Here is a 21,781-nt window from a genome sequence, read left to right as displayed (position 1 = left end):
ATATAGCTTATTTTTTTGTATTGCATTTAAGTAGTATCTTAAATAAAGAATTACTCATCTCTTCTAGTTTCATACCTATTTATTTCAACATGAACTTAAGTAAACTTATACTTTAATTTTAGTTCTTATCCTTTAATTAAACAAAATCATAAAAAAATATGTCATAATGAAATTTTCATTATGACCCTTACATTCATATTAATTTGTAATACATTCATTAAAGAATTGTATTCCTTCTTTAATATTCCTATGATTTAATAGCTTTATATCAAATTTAAATATCTTATATATAAATTGAACACAATATCCTATTCCAAATGCAGTAAATAATGTTCCAATTCCCACAAAGCCACCTAATAACCAACCGATGATTAAAGCTCCCATTTCTATAAAAAACCTTATTATACTTACTGATTTACCTGTTAGTTTAACCAATGCAATCATAAGTCCATCTCTTGGACCACAACCCATTTCACACCCAATATATAAGTAGCTGCCTATAGCTGATGCAAATAAACTTCCTATCATCATAATTATTCCAGTAAACAAATTGTTACAAACTGGTATTATTTTTATATATATTATAAAATCAATGAAACATCCAATTACTATCATATTAGCTATTGTCCCCAAACCTACTTTTAACCCAAGTATTCTAGTAATTAATACTATAAGTATTCCAACTATAATACTAGCTTGTCCCATTGTTAGGCTAGTTACCTTTGTCAGTCCTTGATGAAATACATCCCATGGACTTAATCCTAGATTAGAATTAAGAGCCATTACAGTTCCAAATGCGCATAATAAAAATCCAAGTGTAATCCTGATTATTAAACCAAATATTTTCTTCATAATTCCTCTTTTCTTATGTAAGTTATTTTTCACTAGAAAAATCTCTAATTATTGTATTATAGTTCCTTTAGTTTTTTTAAACTTACTAATGATTATATTCTTGATTAATAGCCAGTTTACTACTATTCAGGTAAAATTTCAATAGCTTATTCCTAATAAATTAAAGTTAGAAAATTAAAAATTTTATATAATTTATGTAATTAATTTCTTTTAAAAATGCTATAATGAAAATCTACATCATAGCATTTTTAATAACTTTTATAATTTAATTTTTTCAACAAGCTCTTTTATAAAACCATCTTCAAAAGGACTTTTAATTCCCACTTTATGAAGCATATTAGGAAAATAACCTTTAGCTGATTCTAAAGAAAATTCTAAATACTTATTCCAAGCATCTTTGTAATTTTCATCCATTATTATTTTAAACTGAAGAGCACATGTTTGCGCAATACAATAGTCAATATAGTAAAATGGATAGTTGTATACATGCTTTTGTACTTGCCATCTACGTCCATCACTATAAAATGGATCATCTTTATAAGATAAATGTGGTTTGTAATTATTCTCCAACTCTTTCCAAACTCTTCTTCGTTCCTTAGGAGTAAGTTCTGGTCTTGTATAAATAATTTCTTGGAATTCATCTATCATACACCCATATGGTATAAATGAAATAGCATCTTCTAATTGCATTTTTCTATAGTCATTCCCTCTATCTCCAAAGAATAAATCCATCCATTTACCTGTAAAAAACTCCATGGACATAGAATGGGTTTCCGCTGTTTCCATAGTTATATCATTATGTTCTATGATATCATACTCTCTTGTTAGATAACCCTGAAATGCATGACCACATTCATGAGTCATAACATCTACATCTCCGCTTGTTCCATTAAAATTAGCAAAGATAATTGGTGCCCCATAAGATAAAAGCATATCCATATAACCACCTGTTACTTTATTAGGTCTTCCAAGGACATCGAATAATTCATGATTTAACATAAATTCAAAAAACTCTTTTGTTTCAGGAGATAACTCACTGTACATTTTTTTACCTGCTGCAAAAATGTCATTAGGTGTTCCAACAGGAACAGGGTTTCCATTAAGAAAATAAACTCCTTCATCAACAAAATCAAGTTTATCTATTCCAATGCGCTTTCTTCTCTCTTCATGCATCTTAGTTGCAAATGGAACAAGATATTTCTTAACTTGATTTCTAAAATTAGCTACATCATTTTTATCATAGGAATTACGTTTCATATTATAATAACCAAGTTCAACATAATTTTCATAATTCATAGCTTTAGCTTGTGCATCTCTGTTAGCTACAAGCTTATCATAAATTTCATCTAATTCATCTTGAATTGTAAGTAATTTCTCACATTTTACTTTCGCAGCCTCAACCCTTGTTTTTCTGTTATCTGACTTTAAGTATTTTTCTAATAAAGAAAAATTAAGAGTTTCACCTCTAAATTCCACCTTGCTTTGAGCAATTAACTTATTATATCTTGATACAAGAGTATTTTCTTCTTGCTTAAGTGGAATGAGCACATCATCAAAAGCTTTTAATTGAATTTCAATATTTTTAAAAGTTACTTCTCCTATCTTACTTTCCATGAAAGGCCTATATTTAGAGTTAAAAAGTAATTTTTGATATTTTACTTGATAGCTTTTAATTTTAGGAGATACTTCATCATAATATTCCTGTTCCTCTTCATAAAACTTATTTGATACATCACCATTATGTCTAAGTCCTGCTAAAACTATTGCAGTATATACCTTTTTATATAAGGAATAGTACTTTTTATGAACTTGGAATTGTTCTTCTCCGCTCTTAGCCTCTTTAAATTCATTAATTATTCCCAAAGCTTCTTTTTCAAAAGATTCTATTGTGATTCTTTCATAAGGAAGTTCTGATAATTTAAAATTTTCATCTTCCATTTTTGTCCTCCAAATATATAGTATTTTTAATAATTATAGGTTATTTTTAAATGTTTTACAATTTTTTTCTTGTGTGTTTTTTAAAATTAATAATCCTCCAATAAGCATAATGGGAAAAACAATCGCTGCTAAGATTCCTTTCTTTAAATCATTATTCAAAGTTTCAGACATAAAGCCAACAAAAGTTGGCCCTAGAGAACATCCGAGGTCTCCTGCTAAAGCAAGCAAAGCAAACATAGCTGTTCCACCACCTTTAATATTAAGAGATGAAATACTAAATGTTCCTGGCCACATAATTCCCACAGAAAGTCCACACAGCGCACATCCAATTAATCCCATAACTTTATATGGTGAGAGTGATGTAATAAGATAACTTATTAAACACAATCCACCACTTATCATCATAAATTTTTGCAATTCTATTTTCGAACTAAATTTTGCATAAAATACTCTTGCACTTCCCATAAGAAGAGCAAATGCGCAAGGACCTGCTAGATCCCCTATAGCTTTAGAAACCCCAAGTCCAGCCTCTGCGAAAGCAGATGCCCACTGACTGACAGCTTGTTCACACGCACCTGCACAAATCATTAACATTACCATTAGCCAAAAAACTCGATTCTTCATAAGCTGCCTTATACTAATACCTTCTTCTTCTTTGTTTAGTGTCTCAATAGGCACAATGGCATAATAAATTCCATTTAATAAGGGAACAATTGCCCATATAATCGTAAGAATTCTCCAATTAGATATACCTATTACTACAAAAAAAGCTGTAGATAATAAGATAACAGCAGCTTGTCCCCAACTATAAAAAGAATGTAACAGACTCATAGCTGCTTCTTTTCTCTTTGTAGGACAGGCTTCCACAATAGGACTAACTAAAACTTCAGTTAATCCACCTCCAATGGCATAAAGCATAACTGCTACCACTAATCCACCAAAAGGATTGGAAAGAATTGTTGGCAAAATGGAAAGTGAAATCAATCCAACAGCTGCAAATATATGTGCAACCACAATGGATATCTTATATCCAATTTTGTCAATGAACTTGGCAGAAAGCAAATCAATCATCAACTGAACTCCAAAATTAAAGGTAATAAGTAGAGAAATTTTATCCAACGACACATTATACTCTTTCTGAAAAGTTAAAAATAATAGTGGCGCAAAGTTATTAATAATTGCTTGTACAATATAACCTATAAAAGAAGCATAAATTGTATGATTATAATTCTCAGTAATTTTCAATTTAGTTTCCATACTTCATATCCCTCCTTTCCTTTTCTTGCACTACATTTTAACTCTATACCACAATATTATAATACAAATTTAACCAAACACTTAATTTTACCACACAAAAAAATTTCTTATCTGTTCAGCTTATAGATTTACCAACGTCTCTTTCAGTAAGATTATTCATCCATTTCTTTGAATACATTATTTTCATTCCAATAATAAATCTAACAAGCTCCTCACTTGAAATTATTAAATAAACCCATTCAATAGGAAATTTAAAAATAATTGACGAAACAAATCCCATCGGAACTCCTATTCCCCATGTTCCAAACATATCAAGAAATAGCGTATATTTAGTTTCACCACCACTCCTTAAAATTCCGCCACCTATTATCATATTTGAAACTTTAATCCATAAAACTAGAGAATACATAATTAATATCTTTACCGTACACTCCTTTAAATCGTCAGATATATTAAATATAACCACATATACTTTTGACAATAAAATTAATAAAACTCCAAATACTGCAGAACTTACAATGCCTAACTGAACAAACTTTCTTGAATATTTAAATGCCTCTTCCCTTTCATCCTGACCAAGTTTATTTCCTACCATAATGCCAGCTGCAACACTTACCCCTGAAAGTAAACCAATACTTAAATTTTGTATTGGATATGTTAAAGTCATAGCTGCAATATCGCTAGTTCCCATCCTACCATATACAATAGAATACATTGTTTCTCCTAATGCCCATAGAAATTCGTTTATTATTATCGGAGTAGATATAGCAATAATTTTCTTCATAAAGCTAACTGACAAATCAGATATTTCCTTAAACTTATACGCTCCAGGATATTTTTTCACATATACACACACAAATAGAATTGAAGCTTCTAAAAATCTAGTTATATTTGTAGCATATGCCGTACCTTGTAATCCCATTGGAGTAAAACCAAAGTTGCCAAATATAAGAACATAATTTAATAAAGTATTCATTACAATACCAAATACTCCTGCATACATAGGCAATTTTACATGTTCTGTACTTCTTAAAACTGATGAAAACATAGTTATTAGAAGTATTGGTATATATCCAACAGCAATGGTCTTTAAATATTGACTTCCAAGTTCGATTACATTAGCATCTTTTGTATAACAACCTAATACCTGTTTTGGAAGTATAAATGAAATAATAAAAAATATAATAGTTATAGCAAGTCCAATAAATAAATTTCCTCCAAATGAACGTGCTATATTTTTTTTGTCTTTCTTTCCCCAATATTGAGCTACCATAATAGAAGTTGAGACACCAATTGCATTTAAAGTCGTTATAAAAATATTAGGAAATCTTGACCCTAATCCAACAGCCGCAATTGCATTTTCTCCCAGCTCACCTACCATTATTTGATCAATAATACTCAATGAAGCTTGAAATAAACTTTGAATAGAAACTGGTATAGCTATCGCTAACATAGTTCTAAGATATGGATTTCTTTTAAAAATTTTTTCAATCATACTTTTTCTCCACTTCAAACTTTTCATATGTAGTAATCACCTACTACTTTTTAAATTATAATAAAATTATCTGTAATATTAATATTTTAAAAATTAATAGCTTTTTTGGTTAACTGGACCTCCTCATCTTCAACATAAGGATATTCTCCATTAAAACACGCTGTGCAAAATCCGTAGCTATTGTTTTGTTTACCTACAGCCCTTAATAAACTTTCAACACTCATAAAATCCAACGAGTCTGCTGATATATATTTTCTTATTTCTTCTATCGATTTACTAGAAGCTATTAACTCTTTTCTATTTGATGTTGCTACCCCATAAAAACATGAAAACTTTATAGGCGGAGCTGCAATTACAACGTGAACCTCTTTTGCTCCAGACGCCTTCAGTAGTTTCACTATTCCTTTTAAAGTTGTACCTCGAACTAATGAATCATCAATTAGTATTATTCTTTTCCCATTTATATTTTCTTGTATTGGATTTAACTTAATTTTAACAGCCATTACTCTTTCACTTTGAGTTGATTTTATAAATGTCCTACCTACATATTTATTTTTTACAAAGCCTTGTCCATACGGTATACCACTTTCTTTAGCATATGCTATACTCGCTGGTATACCTGAATCAGGTACTCCTACAACCAAATCCGCATCTATTTTAAATGATTTTGCTAATTCTTTTCCTATGTTTTCTCTTGCTTTATAAACACTTATACCATCTATTTTACTATCCTCTCTTGCAAAATACATGAATTCAAATATACAAAGCTTTTTTTGCTCTTCTATTTGTTTCTTTTCACTTTTTATCCCATACTTATCTATAGTAACTACTTCACCTGGTTCTATATCTCTTACAAATTCTGCTCCTATAGCATCTAAAGCACAACTTTCTGATGCTATAAAGTATGAATTATTTAATTTGCCAATACATAAAGGTCTCATTCCTAAAGGATCTCGTACACCAATAAGTTTGTCTTTAACAATTATCACCAATGAATATGCTCCTTTTATATCATCCATTAAACTTATTATGCTATTCTCAATAGATACATTCTTCTCTAGCTCATTTAATATCATATATCCTAATATTTCTGAATCTACTGTTGAATTTAATTTGTACTTTGCTAATTTACTTTTTAAATCTTTTGCATTTAAAAGATGACCATTATGAGCAATTGCTATTTTTTCTTTTCCATTAGAGATTATGAAGGGCTGAGCATTTATATTAGAGTTTTGCCCATTTGTTGCATATCTAACATGCCCTATAGCCAAACTTCCTTTCAAACCATCAAGTATCTCTTCATTAAATACTTGATTCACAGTACCTACATCTTTATGGCATTTTATTCTATCTTTTAAATATACAGCTATTCCACAACTTTCTTGCCCCCTATGTTGAAGTGCATATAATCCGAAATATGTTAACTTACTGCAATTTAATTTATTATCAAAATCTATACCACCAAAAACTCCACATTCTTCCTTAAACTTATTATCTATTTCTAAATCCATATTTACACCTTCTCATCATATTTTTTAAGTAACTATTCAAAAACTTAAATATCTAGATGTAAGCTTTTTTGTGGAAATTCCCTTATTATAATATCTGCATTTTCTAAGTTTTGTTTACCAGAATGAGTATTCAAAAATCCAATACTCTTCATCCCTGCATTATTTGCGGCCTTTATTCCATTTGCTGAATCTTCTATTACAACACATTTCTTTGATTCTACGCCTAAAAGCTGTGCTGCCTTTAAAAATATTTCTGGATGAGGTTTACTTTTTTCAACCTCATCCCCACTAACTATAACCTCAAAATAATTTTTTATATCTAATTTACTTAAAATTATATTTATTAGCTGTCTTGGCGATGATGAAGCTAATCCAATTTTTATGTCTTTTTCTTTCAAATCTTCTAAAAGCTCTCTTGCATTTTTGGTCAATGATAACTGAGGCAAACTTTCCATATGGCTTATAACGTATTTTTTATGATATTTTATTACCCTCTCTTTACTCTCCTTTAAGTTATTTTCCTTTATAAGCTTATCCCACATATTTTCTATACTGGTGCCAACAAAGGCTTCATGTTGCTCTTTAGATACTTTTACATTAAAGTGAGAAAATAAATACCTTTCTATTTCAAAATATATAGGCTCACTATCAACAAGAACTCCATCCATATCAAATATAACTGCATTAATGTCTTGTCTATTCATCCTTTACCTCCTCAGTTTTTAAGTTTTATATGCTAATATGTATTTTAAATATAATTATTATTTATCTTTCAAATTTTAACAGATTATAATTTTTTCTTGTTCTACATTCTGTGAATTTAAATTTCTTAATTGATTCTAAATCCTTAAATCCTTCTCCATCTACAAGTGAAATATTATTATAACCACCTATTACTACTGGCAATTGCATAAGTATTATTTCATCAATTAAGTTTTGCTCAAAAAGTGTCCAGTTTAGATATCCTCCACCTTCTACCATTATGCTTTTCATATTAAGTTCCTTTTCTAAATAATTAAAAAGACTTTTAAAATCCACTTTATCTTTTCCAAAAATCAAACATTCTTTTCCTAAGTTTCTTATAAAATCTACTTTTTTATCATCTTTCCCCATTTCGGTTGTTACTACTATTGTTTTCTCATTATCAGTAAAAATATTTGAGGAAAAATCTAAATTCATCGTACTTGTTGGCACTATTCTTACCGGATTTTTATTTTCTTCATATCTATTAGTCAAAAATGGGTTATCTGTATCTATAGTCTTTTTTCCCACCATTATTCCGTTGACTTTCCCTCTAAACTCATGAATAAATTTTTTATCATTATCATCTAAAAGATTAAATAAATCTTTACTTGAAGTTCCTACTCCTAGTGTTAACTTTCCATCTATTGATACTTGACTTAAAAGTATTATCTTCATATTCACAAATCCTCCTTATTGCTATTTTGCTTTAGGCATATCCCTAATTTTCATGTAAGACAACTTTTACTATATCCTCAATTGAATTTGATTCATCTTTTAACATCTTAATTCCAAGTTCTATGTCATCCCAAATACTCTTCATTTTTAAATCCACCGGGATTGTCTCACTAAAATTAAGTTGATTTAAAATACCTTTTATAACTTCTGATCCACTTCGCTTAACTTCTTCAACAACCTTCTTGTTAACAGGTATTCTATTAATCTCCTTAAATAATCTTAATTGACACTCTTCACTCATCATATACTTAACAAATTCCATTATAGGTTCCTTATACTGAGATTCTAACGAATTACAAGGGAATACTACTCCTGCAGTAGACGTAGTTACTTTAGCCTGTTTTCCTTTTATATTGGGGATTAAGCACACACCTAATTTTTCTTTGCAGGATGAACGTATTAAGTAATCGCATATCCATTCTCCATTCATCATGCAGGCTATTTTCCCATCTATAAAATTGCCTATCATTGACTTCGTAGAATCTGTATTAGTCACAGGATCAATGGAACTATAATGTACAATTATCCCTTCTTGCATTAACTCTCTTAAAAACTCAAATGTTTTCTTTAAAGCATCAAAATCTAATTTTAAATTTTCATCCTTTATTGGCCAACCATCAAATGCTGAAAAGAATGGTATAAACCAAAAAGGTATTTCCATATCAACAGCCATTGGAGTAATACCTTTCTTTTGAAATTCAACCTTCATCTTTCTCAATTCTTGAAAATCTCTTGGAACATTCTTTAATATTTCCTTGTTATAATAAATAACAGCATTGTTTCCACCTAATAGGGGCACACCATATTGTTTTCCCTTGTAACTCATTGTCTTGTATATCTTCTTATCAGCATATCCATCAAATATTGATTCTGGCACCTCAGAAAATAATCCACGTTCAGCAAATGCTATCAAATCTGATGGGATTAAAGCCATATGTGGACCATTTTGCGTTCTATAAATATTACTAAGCTTTTCTTTATACTCAACCATATTCATCATTTTAAATATAAAATCTACATTTATTTTTTCACTTATTTCTTTAGCTATCTCTTCGAGAAAGCCTAATATCGTATCTGCTTTTCCATCGTATTCGTGCCATATTACTATTTTTTTCTTATTTTCTACGCTCATCACTTTATTCCTTACTTATTAAATAATCAGAAACTAAAACAATAGCTTGTCCATTTTTAAGCTTATCAGTTTCTTTATTTAATATTTTCCTTTCATCATTTTCCACGCTATTTATAACAATTATAGGATTTGTTGTAAAATTAATTGCTTTATTTATATTTATCTCTTTTTCTTCATTCATATTTAAGTTAAACACTAATACTAAAGCTCTCCCCTTAAATTTGTAAGCATATATAATTACTTCATTTGGAGAATCTAAAATTTCAAAATGTTTAGTATTTAACATATTTAAATATTTACTTTTACACTTTTTCAAATTCTTTAATAAATCAATCATTGACTGAGCATTTTTGTTAGTCCATTTTATCTTCATTTTGTTAAAAAACGCTCTAGGTATTTCAGCTCCATTTGTATTATCTGCAAGTCCACAATTTATAGGTTCATCTTCATTTACTTCTCCACCTGTTGTTATAAAAGGAACTGCATTAGGTAAGAATCTATTAAACACCGCAATTGAACGAGCTAGTTGAATTCCACCGTCTCTAGTTGTTATTCTAGGAGTATCAGCAGTTTCAGCACAACCAAAAATACTAATCTTTAACCCTTGTAGCTCTGCCAAAAAATTGGTCAAGTTCTCTTTATTTATTCTAGACATTTCTAGCCATTCACTTCCTAGCATTATGTTATAACCGCTTTCATAGGCTGATTCATGATTTTTATTAAATAAATCTTCACTCATAAATATTGAATTTGATTTTAATTCTTTCACAACATCGAATAAATGATTTAATAACCTTTGTGGTAAAGTATGTCCTATATCTACTCTTATTCCGTCTATGTCATATTCTCTAATGTAGTACCTCAAAACATCCTCAAAATGCTGCCACAATCCATAATTAGGTTCTCTTCCTTGAAATTTATTAGCCTTTATTGTGTCAAACATAACATAAGGCGCTTGATCATTATTCAAATAATTTTGAACTTCAGGGTACACATCCATAAATATCTTCAAAAAAGTAATATCTGTCCAAATAGGTTGTACATCATTAACCCAATCTGAATGTGCAGGTGGAGTTGTTATTTTCATTTCTTTTTCAACTAATAACAACAAATTTTCCCCCGTTTCTTCTGACCTCTCCTTTAACTTTTTCCATAAACTTGGATTTAATATATCTGGTGACTGAGAAAACTTTCTTAAATGCTGTTTTGTCTCTTTAGACTTATATATTATTTCTAAGTTATCATATGTACATTCTTCAAAAAATCCTAGTTCAGGTATCTTTGGAGTTTGAAAACCATCTTCATATTCTTTTTTAATCCAATATACCCAATCTGGATGCTCCTTTATTATGTCACTATCCCGCGCCGTAACTCTTGGCACAAAATCTATCACTACTCTTATTCCTAAAAGATGACAGGCTTCAACTAATGTAGCAAATTCATTGTTTAACGAGAAATCATCTATCTCATCTAACAATTCATCATGTAAATTCTCATCTAATTTAAAATAATTTTTTACTACAAAAGGGCCTCCTATATCTCCTTTTTTATATAATTCACTATATTCTGTTATAGGTAATAAATATAAAATATCTATTCCTATATTTTTTAGCATAGGTAATAATATAATTAATTTTAGAAACGTTCCCATTTCTAATTTACCGTCATGGTTATAGTCCCAAGCAGTTGAATATCTAACTAAAGAACAATATATTGAACTATTATCAAAATCATTACTTTTTGGCATTTCATAGTTTGTTGATTTTAAGAATTTTATTAACTTAAAAATATATTCATATGCATCTACTTCAATCTCATTTTCCTTTGCTGATACTATATTCTCAAAACATATAGTATTCCAAACTTTGGGCATCCATATTAAATATTTTTTCTTTTCCTTTTGTCTTTCTATAAATTTTTCTATTTTATTTAAATTACTTACTTCTATCATATTAATCACTCTCTATATACAATTTTAATTTCTTTTATTCAAATTTAAAAACTGTTTTCATGGTTTCCATTTCTCCAGATAATAACTCATCAAAAGCTTCTTTTCCTTCATCTATAGGACATATTTTGGTCACCAATTTCTCTAAACCATCTAACATAGTTGCACATTTTATAGCCTTTGGAAACAATAAATTATATTCACCAGCTCCTATTATTTTTATTGCCTTATCTTGATAATTAGCAGGATTAAACTTGAAGTTATAAGTAGAATCAATTCCTAGAATAACAATTCTTCCTCCTCTTTCTATCATAGCTTCGCATATATTCATTTGATTTCCTACAGCATCAATGATTACATCAAATTTTCTATTCATATTTATTTTTCTTAATTTCTCTTCTGTTAATTCCCCTGGATAATATGCATAATGAACTATTTCTTCAGAAAGTTTTTTTCTAAAATCATTTTTTTCAATGCTTACTGTTAATCTTGCTATCTTTTCGCAAACTATTTGGGAAAGTGCTCCCATTGGTCCAGCCCCTATTATAAGTACAGCATCCTCTGGTTGTATGTTTGCAGCTTTAATATTATGCAATACACAAGCTAACGGCTCAACTAATACCGCTGCTTCATAACTTAAATCATCTGGTATTTTATAGACAAAAGTTTCATCACAAACAAAGTATTTTGCAAATAATCCATCTTTAGTCATTCCAGCAACAGCCAATCTGCCATCATCACCTATACAAAAATTACTTTCACCATTTCTACAATAAAAGCATTTACCACAATATTGATTAGGATCTATAACTACCCTATCATTAACTTTCACAGTTTTTACCTTAGAACCAACTTCTTTTACTACACCTACTGCTTCATGACCTCGAATAATATCCGGTATACAGTTTAAATTTCCTTTTAACACTTGTAAATCCGTACCACATATTCCTGAATATTTTATTTCAATTTTCACTTCACATTCAGAACATATTTGTGGTTCATTCCTATCCTTTACTATAATTTCTCGATTTTTGTCAAAAACTAATCCTTTCATTTTTATCCTCCACTTCAAAACTTATTAATACAAGTAAGAAATTCTAGCCAAATAAATTATTATAGTTTTCTATTTTTTATTCCTTGATTTTCATCTTCCAATATAGTGTAACTCTTTTATATTTTGTTTTATATTGTTAACTTATACAAAATACAACTGCATTTTTCATTCTTTTATACAATTTTATTCCTTTTAGGTAAAATTTTCTTAAATCTTATTTAACCCTTATATATAGCATTGTATTCATCTATCAAGTTACTATCTAAATACTCTATAATCCACAAAACAATAAATTCATAGAAAAATGTCTACAAAATATAATCATTGCTTAATTTATTTTTAACTTATAAATGATACTATGATAATAAAAGAGAGGTGAAAATGAATGAAGAACTTAAACATTTGTATTGATATTGATGGAACCATAACAGATGCTTACTACTGGCTTGATCTTTGTAATGAATATTTTAATACTAATATTACTAAAGAGCAGGCAACTGAATATTGTATACACAAGGTAGTTGGTGTTACGGAAGAGGAATACTCCCAATTTTATGAAAAGTATAAATTCAATTTACATTCAACTGAGAAACTTAGAAATGATGCTAAATCAGTTATAACCAAACTTAACTTAGATAATAATATCTATTTTGTCACAGCAAGAGATAAAAGTCTCACTCTACTTACCATTAGATATTTAATAAAAAATAAAATTCCTTATGACGATTTATTTGTGTTAGGTAATTCTTATAAAGTTGATACTGCAAAGAATTTAAACTGCCATATATTTATTGAAGATAGCTATGATAACGCAATGGAACTTTCAAATGCAGGTTTTAAAGTGCTGCTAATTGACACAAACTATAATAGAAAACCTATAAATAAAAATATCATCCGCGTTTGCAATTGGTATGAAATCCATGAAATAATAAAAGAACTGTTATTACAAGACCAAGTAGTGTAATAACAGTTTAAAAATATAGTATGAAGTGTTATTAATTTTCTTTCATACTTCTATGAATAATATTTCTCTTTATCTCTTCAAATTCCTCTTCAGTTACTATTCCTTCATCAAACACATTCTTTAATTTGAAGAGTTCATCTGCTAAATCAAAATTTCTTGCACTATGTATATTTCCATCTTTTCCCACCCCCTCTTCTTCAATAGCTAATTCTTTTATTTCATCTTTATACTTTTTTTCTATAACTTCACCAGTTTCTTTTTCCAATTCAATAATATCTCTTTCTAAATTCTCTATTGTATATTTTTCACCAAAGGAACTTGATAATACATCTTTAAGTCGCTTTCCCATTGGTTTCATAGACATATATGTTACTCCACCAGATATTATGCCTCCTAAAATAGGAATTGCTTTTGATACTCCTTTAGCAAATGTGTCCTTTGTCATAGTTATACCTATTGCAATACTTATCTTCTTTATTATAGAATAATAAATAGTTTTAGCTAATGCCTTTTCTTGCAATTTTCTAAATACTTGCTTTGCCATACTATTTGAAATCAACCTTACAGCAGTAGTTGCACCACCAACCCCAAACATAGCTCCTAGAAAAAGTATTAGCTCATTTTTAACTTTTTCATCATCAATATTATTATCTTTCCACAGATCTTCAAAACCATACAAGTATGCCAATTCTTGTGCTATTTTAAGTGCTACTCCAAAGTACTGTAAAACATCTGCTGGAATAGCTGCCGTAATACCAAACCCACCTGGTAATCCTGCTATAAAAGAGGCTCCTGCGGTTTGATTTGTTCTTTTATTAATTACATTATCAGCTATTTTATTTAATACTTTTAAATTAATGCTAGCCTCTATTGTATTAAGCTTAATAGCTTTATTTATTCTTTCCTGAGAAATATAACCGTTTAACTCTTTTTCTAAAAAATCCTTTCTATTCACTCTAATGCCTGGTATTTTTAGAGCTAAAGTTAATACTGTTTCAAATCTTTTAGTTTTCTTCTCTAAATTGTTCATATCTATCGCCTCCCTTATCCTTATAGTTTATTACATTTTGTAAATAATTATAGTAAATTTATATTCTCTTTTAATATAACCTTAATTTTATATAAAATAAACTTATATACTAAAATACAGGTAAATTTAAGCACAACAGCCTCATCATTGGTATATCCAGTATACGATTTGTACGTATAAATAAATAGTTTTATTTCAAAATCATAATTACAAACTGGTGAAAACCTGTTTACTTTTACAAATAAAAGGTATAGAATGTCGTTGTATGTTCCAAAATTTGTAAGTATGAATATGTAGGATTTTTATTTTTTAAAATTGTAACAAAGGAGGTAAAAAAGATAACTTTAAGATTTAAAAATAAATAACAAAAATAAAATTCCGCATACAAAGATACTATAGTTAGGGGGAGAATTATGAAACATAAATTTATTACAATTTTTATTACAATTATCTTCACATCTAGTAGTGCTTCTGGATACACAAGTGTATCAGCAAAAGATACTGAAACTAATGATGCATATATCTTAAATGTAAATACTGATGAAAAATTATTCAATGAAAGTGATATGTTAACTGGATTATTTTTTGAGGACATAAATCACGGTGCAGACGGAGGATTATATGCAGAACTTATAGAAAATCGTTCCTTTGAGTTTAAAAACCCCTTAGATTCTTGGCAAATTGAACAACAAGGTTCAAACAATTCATCTGCTAAAGTATGCAAAGACAATCCTTTAAATAGCAATAATCCAAGTTATATAGAATTAATTTCTACAACTGATGGTGATAACTTAAAAATATCCAATGATGGTTATAAAGGCATAACTGTTAAAGATGGAGATAAATATGATTTTTCCTTTTGGGCTCGTAATGTTGAAAATGGTAAATCATTAACTGTTCAAATAGAAGACGAAAATGGAAATATCATTTCCGAAAGCAAAAAAATTAACAAAATAAATAATAAGTGGACTAAATTTGAAGGTCATTTAAGAGCCAAAAAAAGCACTTCTAATGCTAAGTTTACAGTTTCAATAAGGGATGAAAGCAAAATAGATTTAGATATGGTTTCTCTATTTCCACAAGATACTTGGAAAAATAAGAAATATGGCTTAAGGAAAGATTTAGTTCAAAGACTTAAAGATTTAAAGCCTAAATTTTTACGATTCCCAGGTGGATGTGTTATTGAGGGTAATAAAAAAGAGGAAATGTATAATTGGAAAAATACTATTGGGAATGTAGAAGAAAGAAAAGAAATCCCTAATATATGGGGATATAATCAATCATTTGGTCTTGGTTTTTTTGAGTATTTCCAATTATGTGAAGACATTAATACTATTCCCGTTCCAGTTCTAAACTGTGGTATGACATGTCAGGCTAGAGGTGTTAATGGAGTTCCTAATTACATGGGAGATATAGGTGGCGATCTTAATTCATTTATACAAAATGCTGTTGACTTAGTTGAATACGCTAATGGAGATGAAACAACCACTTGGGGTAAAAAGAGAGTTGAAGCGGGTCACAGGAAACCTTTTAACTTAAAATATTTGGCTATAGGTAATGAACAATGGGGAAATGAATATCATAAAAGATTTGAAGAATTTCAAAAGGTACTAAATAAAAAATGTCCAGGCATAACATTAATATCCTCGGCCGGTCCTTCATCATCTGGTTCATTATTTGATGATAATTGGAATTGGATAAAGGCAAAAGTACCTAACACTGTAGTAGATGAACATTATTATATGGATCCTGATTGGTTTTTGAATAATACTAATAGATATGATAAATATGATCGAAATAACCAAAAAGTATTCCTTGGTGAATACGCTTCCCAAAGTAACACTTTAAGATCTGCACTTGCTGAAGGTGCTTATTTAACAGGCCTTGAACGAAATTCAGATATAGTAAAAATGGCATCTTATGCACCATTATTTGCAAAATCAGATGATTATCAATGGTCTCCTAATATGATTTGGTTTAATGGTAGTACAAACTATGCTACACCAAATTATTATGTACAAAAATTATTTAGTACTAATTTAGGAACTCAAATTCTTAAAGGAGATCTTATAAAACCAACTATACCAAAAAATAATGATATTAAAGGAGGAATACTCCTTGGTGGATGGTCAACACAAGTTCAATACGATAATGTAAAAGTAACAAATAATAATACTGGAGAAGAGATATTTAGTGATAACTTTGACATCGATAATGGCAAATGGAATAAAGTAAGTGGAAATTGGTCTCTCAAAGATGGAAAATTAGAATTAGATCAAATAGCTGATAATTGCAAGGTAATAACTAATAGTAATAACTGGAGCAATTATACTTTTGAAGTAGATGCAAAAAAACTAGGTGGTAAAGAAGGTTTCTTGGTTGGATTTGGAGCAGAAGACTCTTCAAACTACTATTGGTATAACTTGGGTGGATGGAATAATACTAAAACTGCTGTAGAAAAGATAGTAAATGGATCAAAATCAACTGTAAGTGAAGCTGATGCCAAATATGCAACTATAAATACTGGAGAAAATTATAAAATAAAGGTAGTTATTAATGGAAATAAAGTAAGCTGTTATGTTAATGGACAATTGACTAATGAATTTACTCAAGAAGGAAGAGGTACTGACGTATACACGTCTACTAGCTACGATTCAAGTTCAAATGACTTAATAGTTAAGGTTGTGAATGTAGCAGATAAAGACAAGAAAATCAAAATTAATATAAGTGGAAGTCAAAATATTTCTTCAAAAGCTAGTGTAGAATATATAACTGGTGAAAATACAAGTGCTACTAACTCATTTGAAAATCCTGAAAATATATCTATAAAGACTAAAAAATTATCCTACATTTCAAATAATTTTGATTATAACGCTGATAAAAATTCAGTGTCTGTAATAAGAATAAAATTAAAATAAATAAAAGTAATTTAAAATTCCATAATAAAAGCTTTGGGGAATGTAGATAGATTTGTGTAAACTGAATAAAAACGACTACTTCTTGTCAACAATCAAGATAATAAATTGTTACAAGAAGTAGTTGTTTTTTCTAAAATAAATTTTTATTTATTCTTTTCAACTATATGATCAATTAACGGATTCATTTGCTCTAAGAAGTTTGTGATATCTTCAAAAATTATACCCTTATTAGTAATTTGAGTATTTAAGTTATCAATATCATCTGTTACTCTATCATAATATTTAATAGAATTATTCATATTATCATTTATATTTTGTATTTCTATATTTGACTCATTAATTACTGTAGATATCTTTCCATTAATATCACTAACTCCATCTACATTAACTTTTATTTCTTCAAAAATTTCTTCTGTATTATTTACACTCTTATAACTTTCACTTAGTGCATTCTTTGAATCTTTAAGTGATATATTAAGCTTATTAGTATCCTGCTCCACATTTCCCATGCTTGTATTTACGCCATTAACTAATTCTTTAATCTTTCCAGATAATTCTTTTACCTCTTCCGCAACAACAGCAAATCCTTTTCCTTGCTCTCCTGCTCTTGCTGCTTCTATAGACGCATTTAGGGCTAAAAGATTAGTTTGATCCGCTATATCTATAATACTTGTTGTATATTCCTTAATCATTACATAGGATTTTTGAAATTGCTCAAAGGTCTTCTCAATAATCAGAAAACTATCTTCTACCGATTTAGAACTACCCTTTAAATCTACAACCTTCTTTTGTGCATCATCTACGCACCTCAATATATTATTCATTCTATCATTAAATTCATCTGAAACATTTTTTATATCATTAAAATGTCCTCTAAAGTTTGATATAGATGTATTTACTTCTTGAGCCTTGCTTTTTACTTCTACAAATGATTCTTCAATTCTTTTTAATTCATTGCTTGTACCACTTTCCTCTTTAATTAAATCATTTGTTCTATTATTTAAATAGTTCACAGAATATTTAAGTGGATACATTTTTTCACTTAAATCACTATTTTTTGTTTTAGTATTATCATTAATTACATTATTTTCAATTATTTTTTTACGTCCAAATAAACCCATTTCATCATCTCTCCTCTATTCAAAAACAACACATACCATTGTTTGATTTACGTGTTGCTTATTATATTGTTCCCCTTCCCCGATAATGCCTATATGTTGTCCAATCGAGCTCATCATTTGCGCATATTCACCAGTAAAATTTCTGCTTTCAAATAACATAAATCTATATATACAATTTACTGAAAATATACTTGATATATTAGAAAAATCATCTTTTATTCTTTTTAATGTATTATTTATTGCTTCTTTATAATCTATTAGCTCTAATATATTCAAAACATCATTCTGATTAATTCTTTTAAAACAGCTTAAGTCGCCATTTTCCCCTACCAATTTAATAGCTGTTAAAAATTCTTCCTTTCCTATTACTCTTGCTAAAGGATTTGTAAGTACATAATTAGATATTTCATCTTTTGTAATACCTAAAGTTTCGCAATACACCTTTGCTGCACTCTTTCTATTAAGTTCTAAAATTCTTCTATTTTCTACATCTACTTTAGTCGCAACAAAATTTTCACTTTTAACCTTATATATATTTTCACTATATACTTTCACTTTCCCATCTGTATTTTTAATTAGTACATATACACAAGCATCATTGTATATTTCTCCATTTAATGATACACATTTAACTCCATCCCTATCAGCTCCTTGAGCAGTTCCGCCAATTAGAGGTATATTCTTTTTGCTTATTGCTGAACTAAGTGTAGATACTATTTTTTCTTCTGACCCAGTACAAAATTCCATACAAACTGTATTATCATTCCCAGCATCAATTCTTTTAACACTATCTTCTAACGGCTTAATATCTTTTATTGGAAATGTTTTTACGCTTTGCAAAACACCAGCTTCCACTTCTACTCCACTTTTCATTGCCCATACTACAACATTATCTTTTACTATATTTCTATTTGCAAAGCTATAACCTGTTGTACCTATAACTATTGCACTTGGATACTTTTGCCCTACTAATCCTACTACTTCTTTAAATTTACTAGCTTCTGCAAAAACAAATATTATTTTTGAATCATTAAGTCCAGCTGTAGCCTCTTCTATTGATTTTTGTATATCATCACCATATCCTACTCCAATATAATCTTTCAATATATCTTCACTCCTTTGACTATTAATCTCTTATCTCTTACATACTTAAACGGCATCATTACCATAATATTTACATAATGGTACATTTTTCTTCATATTTATTATTTTCGAGTATTTTTTGTTATACTTTATGAAAATCCAGCTATTCTATAAATTGACTTTTAGTAATTGTTATGTAAGTTTCTCCTCAATAACTCAATTAGTTAGATAAAAAAAGCTTATTCTTCAATATAACTTGCACTCTAGCCTCTTTTCCATAACAAAACACTCCCTTTATAGTAACAGTTTTATTATTTTAACTGTCTACTATAAAGAGAGCATATCATATAGACTACCTTTATATATTTAAAGATTTTATATTTATTTTTTTAAACTTGTTCCATTTGTAGCTATAACTGCTTTATACCAATTAAAGCTCTTTTTCTTATATCTCTCTAAAGTTCCACTTCCATCATCATTTCTATCTACATATATAAAGCCATATCTCTTTTTAAGTTCTGCAGTTGATGCACTTACTAAGTCTATACATCCCCATGTAGTATATCCCATAAGTTCAACTCCATCTTCAATAGCTTCAGCAACTTGAACTAAGTGATCATTTAGATATTTAATTCTATAATCATCAATTACAGTCTTATTACCATTTTCATCAGTGATAAGTTCATCAACAGCACCTAACCCATTTTCAACTATAAATAATGGTTTTTGATATCTATCATATAATAAATTAAGAATATACCTTAACCCCTCTGGATCTATTTGCCATCCCCATTCAGAAGCTTCTAGGTATGGATTTGGTACTCCTGATAGAATGTTTCCAGGTCCTTTTTTATTCTTTTCTGGATCTGAAGTAGCACAAGCACTCATATAATAACTAAATGAAATAAAGTCTACTGTATTTTTTAATATTTCTTTATCTCCTGGTTCCATTTTTATTTCTATATTATTTTCTTTAAAAAATCTATTCATATATCTTGGATATTCTCCTCTTGCATGAATATCTGCAAAGAAAAGATTTTCCCGATCTTGTTGCATCGCCTTAATCACATCACTTGGCATTGAAGTTAATGGATAATTCGGTACTCCAAGGATCATACATCCTATTTTGAATTCTGAGTTTATTTCATGTCCAATTTTAACTGCCAATGCACTTGCAACTAATTCATGATGCATAGCTTGATATAAATCTTGCTTACTTAATTTTTCCTTTGGTGTCCAAATACCTGCACTCATGTATGGTGCATGAATTGCAGAGTTTATTTCATTGAAAGTTAGCCAATATTTTACCTTATGTTTATATCTAGTAAATATAGTTCTTACATAGTTTTCAAAAAATCCTATTAACTTTCTATTAACCCACCCGTCATAATTTTTAGCAAGTGCAAGTGGTGTTTCATAATGTGAAATTGTTACTAATGGTTCAATTCCATACTTAGCTAATTCATCAAACACCTTATCATAAAATTCTAACCCTTTCTCATTTGGTTCTTTATCATCACCATTTGGAAATATTCTTGACCATGCAATTGATAATCTAAAAGTCTTAAATCCCATTTCAGCAAATAATTTAATATCTTCTTTGTATTTGTGGTAGAAATCTATTCCAATGAGTTTCATATTATCTTTTGTTGGCTCATTAGTTAACGGTCCCATTATCCCCTTTGGAGCTATATCCTGAGTTGATAATCCTTTTCCATCCTCATTATACGCACCTTCAAATTGATTAGCAGCTGTAGCTCCTCCCCATAAAAATCCTTCTGGAAATTTAATTGACATAATTATTCCTCCTAAACTTCATATATTATTAATGCATTTCGTTTATTATACTTAGTATTTCCTAAATATAATATTAATTTATATAAAAAATACCTAAGAAATATAAAGAGAACTCTCATTTTATATTTCTTAGGTCTAGCCTGCATTACCAGTAACAATCCTATTAAAATAATATTTTTTATTAAAATCTAAAATACAATAC

The 21,781-nt window shown here is 28.9% G+C and carries 16 protein-coding genes; 2 read left to right on the top strand and 14 right to left on the bottom strand.

Annotated features, from left to right (window positions below; translation table 11 throughout):
• Window positions 1-198: 198 nt before the first annotated feature.
• The 10 genes from H9661_RS10965 to H9661_RS10920 all read right to left on the bottom strand — a co-directional run bounded on the left by H9661_RS10965 (window position 199) and on the right by H9661_RS10920 (window position 12,666).
• Window positions 199-852 carry a YczE/YyaS/YitT family protein gene (locus tag H9661_RS10965; RefSeq protein WP_191768778.1) on the bottom strand — a complete coding sequence of 218 codons (654 nt, stop codon included), beginning with the start codon at window positions 850-852 and terminating at the stop codon, window positions 199-201.
• A gap of 258 nt (window positions 853-1,110) precedes the next feature.
• Window positions 1,111-2,790 carry a M3 family oligoendopeptidase gene (locus tag H9661_RS10960; protein WP_143317666.1) on the bottom strand — a complete coding sequence of 560 codons (1,680 nt, stop codon included), beginning with the start codon at window positions 2,788-2,790 and terminating at the stop codon, window positions 1,111-1,113.
• 33 nt (window positions 2,791-2,823) lie between these two features.
• On the bottom strand, window positions 2,824-4,047 hold the full coding sequence (locus tag H9661_RS10955) for an MFS transporter (protein ID WP_185966847.1): 1,224 nt from the start codon (window positions 4,045-4,047) through the stop codon (window positions 2,824-2,826).
• 115 nt (window positions 4,048-4,162) lie between these two features.
• Window positions 4,163-5,542, bottom strand: a complete 1,380-nt coding sequence (locus H9661_RS10950) for an MATE family efflux transporter (RefSeq protein WP_143317665.1) — start codon at window positions 5,540-5,542, stop codon at window positions 4,163-4,165.
• Window positions 5,543-5,628: 86 nt separating this feature from the next.
• On the bottom strand, window positions 5,629-7,053 hold the full coding sequence (gene purF / locus H9661_RS10945; RefSeq protein WP_143317664.1) for an amidophosphoribosyltransferase: 1,425 nt from the start codon (window positions 7,051-7,053) through the stop codon (window positions 5,629-5,631).
• A gap of 44 nt (window positions 7,054-7,097) precedes the next feature.
• A complete protein-coding gene (locus H9661_RS10940; RefSeq protein ID WP_191768776.1) occupies window positions 7,098-7,757 on the bottom strand; it encodes an HAD family hydrolase in 660 nt (219 codons plus the stop codon).
• 61 nt (window positions 7,758-7,818) lie between these two features.
• Window positions 7,819-8,472, bottom strand: coding sequence for a dihydrofolate reductase family protein (locus H9661_RS10935; protein WP_143317662.1), 654 nt, complete (start codon window positions 8,470-8,472; stop codon window positions 7,819-7,821).
• A gap of 43 nt (window positions 8,473-8,515) precedes the next feature.
• Entirely contained in the window at window positions 8,516-9,664 is a 1,149-nt protein-coding gene (locus H9661_RS10930; protein WP_143317661.1) for a sugar ABC transporter substrate-binding protein, read from the bottom strand.
• A 4-nt stretch (window positions 9,665-9,668) separates the two neighbouring features.
• Complete coding sequence (locus H9661_RS10925) at window positions 9,669-11,615, bottom strand: alpha-amylase family protein (protein WP_207729672.1); 1,947 nt, start codon at window positions 11,613-11,615, stop codon at window positions 9,669-9,671.
• Between the two features lie 34 nt (window positions 11,616-11,649).
• Entirely contained in the window at window positions 11,650-12,666 is a 1,017-nt protein-coding gene (locus tag H9661_RS10920; RefSeq protein WP_143317660.1) for a zinc-dependent alcohol dehydrogenase, read from the bottom strand.
• Window positions 12,667-13,051: 385 nt separating this feature from the next.
• On the opposite strand from H9661_RS10920, the gene H9661_RS10915 reads away from it, so the two are divergent.
• Entirely contained in the window at window positions 13,052-13,630 is a 579-nt protein-coding gene (locus H9661_RS10915) for a 5' nucleotidase, NT5C type (RefSeq protein ID WP_143317659.1), read from the top strand.
• A 31-nt stretch (window positions 13,631-13,661) separates the two neighbouring features.
• Here H9661_RS10915 and H9661_RS10910 read toward each other — a convergent pair whose 3' ends face one another.
• A complete protein-coding gene (locus tag H9661_RS10910) occupies window positions 13,662-14,660 on the bottom strand; it encodes a bacteriochlorophyll 4-vinyl reductase (RefSeq protein WP_191768774.1) in 999 nt (332 codons plus the stop codon).
• A gap of 413 nt (window positions 14,661-15,073) precedes the next feature.
• On the opposite strand from H9661_RS10910, the gene H9661_RS10905 reads away from it, so the two are divergent.
• On the top strand, window positions 15,074-17,578 hold the full coding sequence (locus H9661_RS10905) for an alpha-L-arabinofuranosidase C-terminal domain-containing protein (protein WP_143317657.1): 2,505 nt from the start codon (window positions 15,074-15,076) through the stop codon (window positions 17,576-17,578).
• A gap of 143 nt (window positions 17,579-17,721) precedes the next feature.
• Here the strand turns inward: H9661_RS10905 and H9661_RS10900 are convergent, their stop codons facing one another.
• The 3 genes from H9661_RS10900 to H9661_RS10890 all read right to left on the bottom strand — a co-directional run bounded on the left by H9661_RS10900 (window position 17,722) and on the right by H9661_RS10890 (window position 21,579).
• Window positions 17,722-18,699 (bottom strand): methyl-accepting chemotaxis protein, encoded by a 978-nt coding sequence (locus H9661_RS10900; RefSeq protein ID WP_143317656.1) that lies wholly within the window; start codon window positions 18,697-18,699, stop codon window positions 17,722-17,724.
• Between the two features lie 15 nt (window positions 18,700-18,714).
• Window positions 18,715-19,803 carry an FIST signal transduction protein gene (locus H9661_RS10895; protein WP_143317655.1) on the bottom strand — a complete coding sequence of 363 codons (1,089 nt, stop codon included), beginning with the start codon at window positions 19,801-19,803 and terminating at the stop codon, window positions 18,715-18,717.
• A 360-nt stretch (window positions 19,804-20,163) separates the two neighbouring features.
• Window positions 20,164-21,579: a glycoside hydrolase family 1 protein gene (locus H9661_RS10890; RefSeq protein ID WP_143317654.1), complete on the bottom strand. Its 1,416-nt coding sequence runs from the start codon at window positions 21,577-21,579 to the stop codon at window positions 20,164-20,166.
• Window positions 21,580-21,781: the final 202 nt, after the last annotated feature.

The organism is Clostridium cibarium (assembly GCF_014836335.1).
In the GTDB taxonomy this organism is placed as follows: Bacteria; Bacillota; Clostridia; order Clostridiales; family Clostridiaceae; genus Clostridium; species Clostridium cibarium.
The sequence above is the reverse complement of the archived record's forward strand: the minus strand, read 5'-3'. Positions and strand labels throughout refer to the sequence as shown.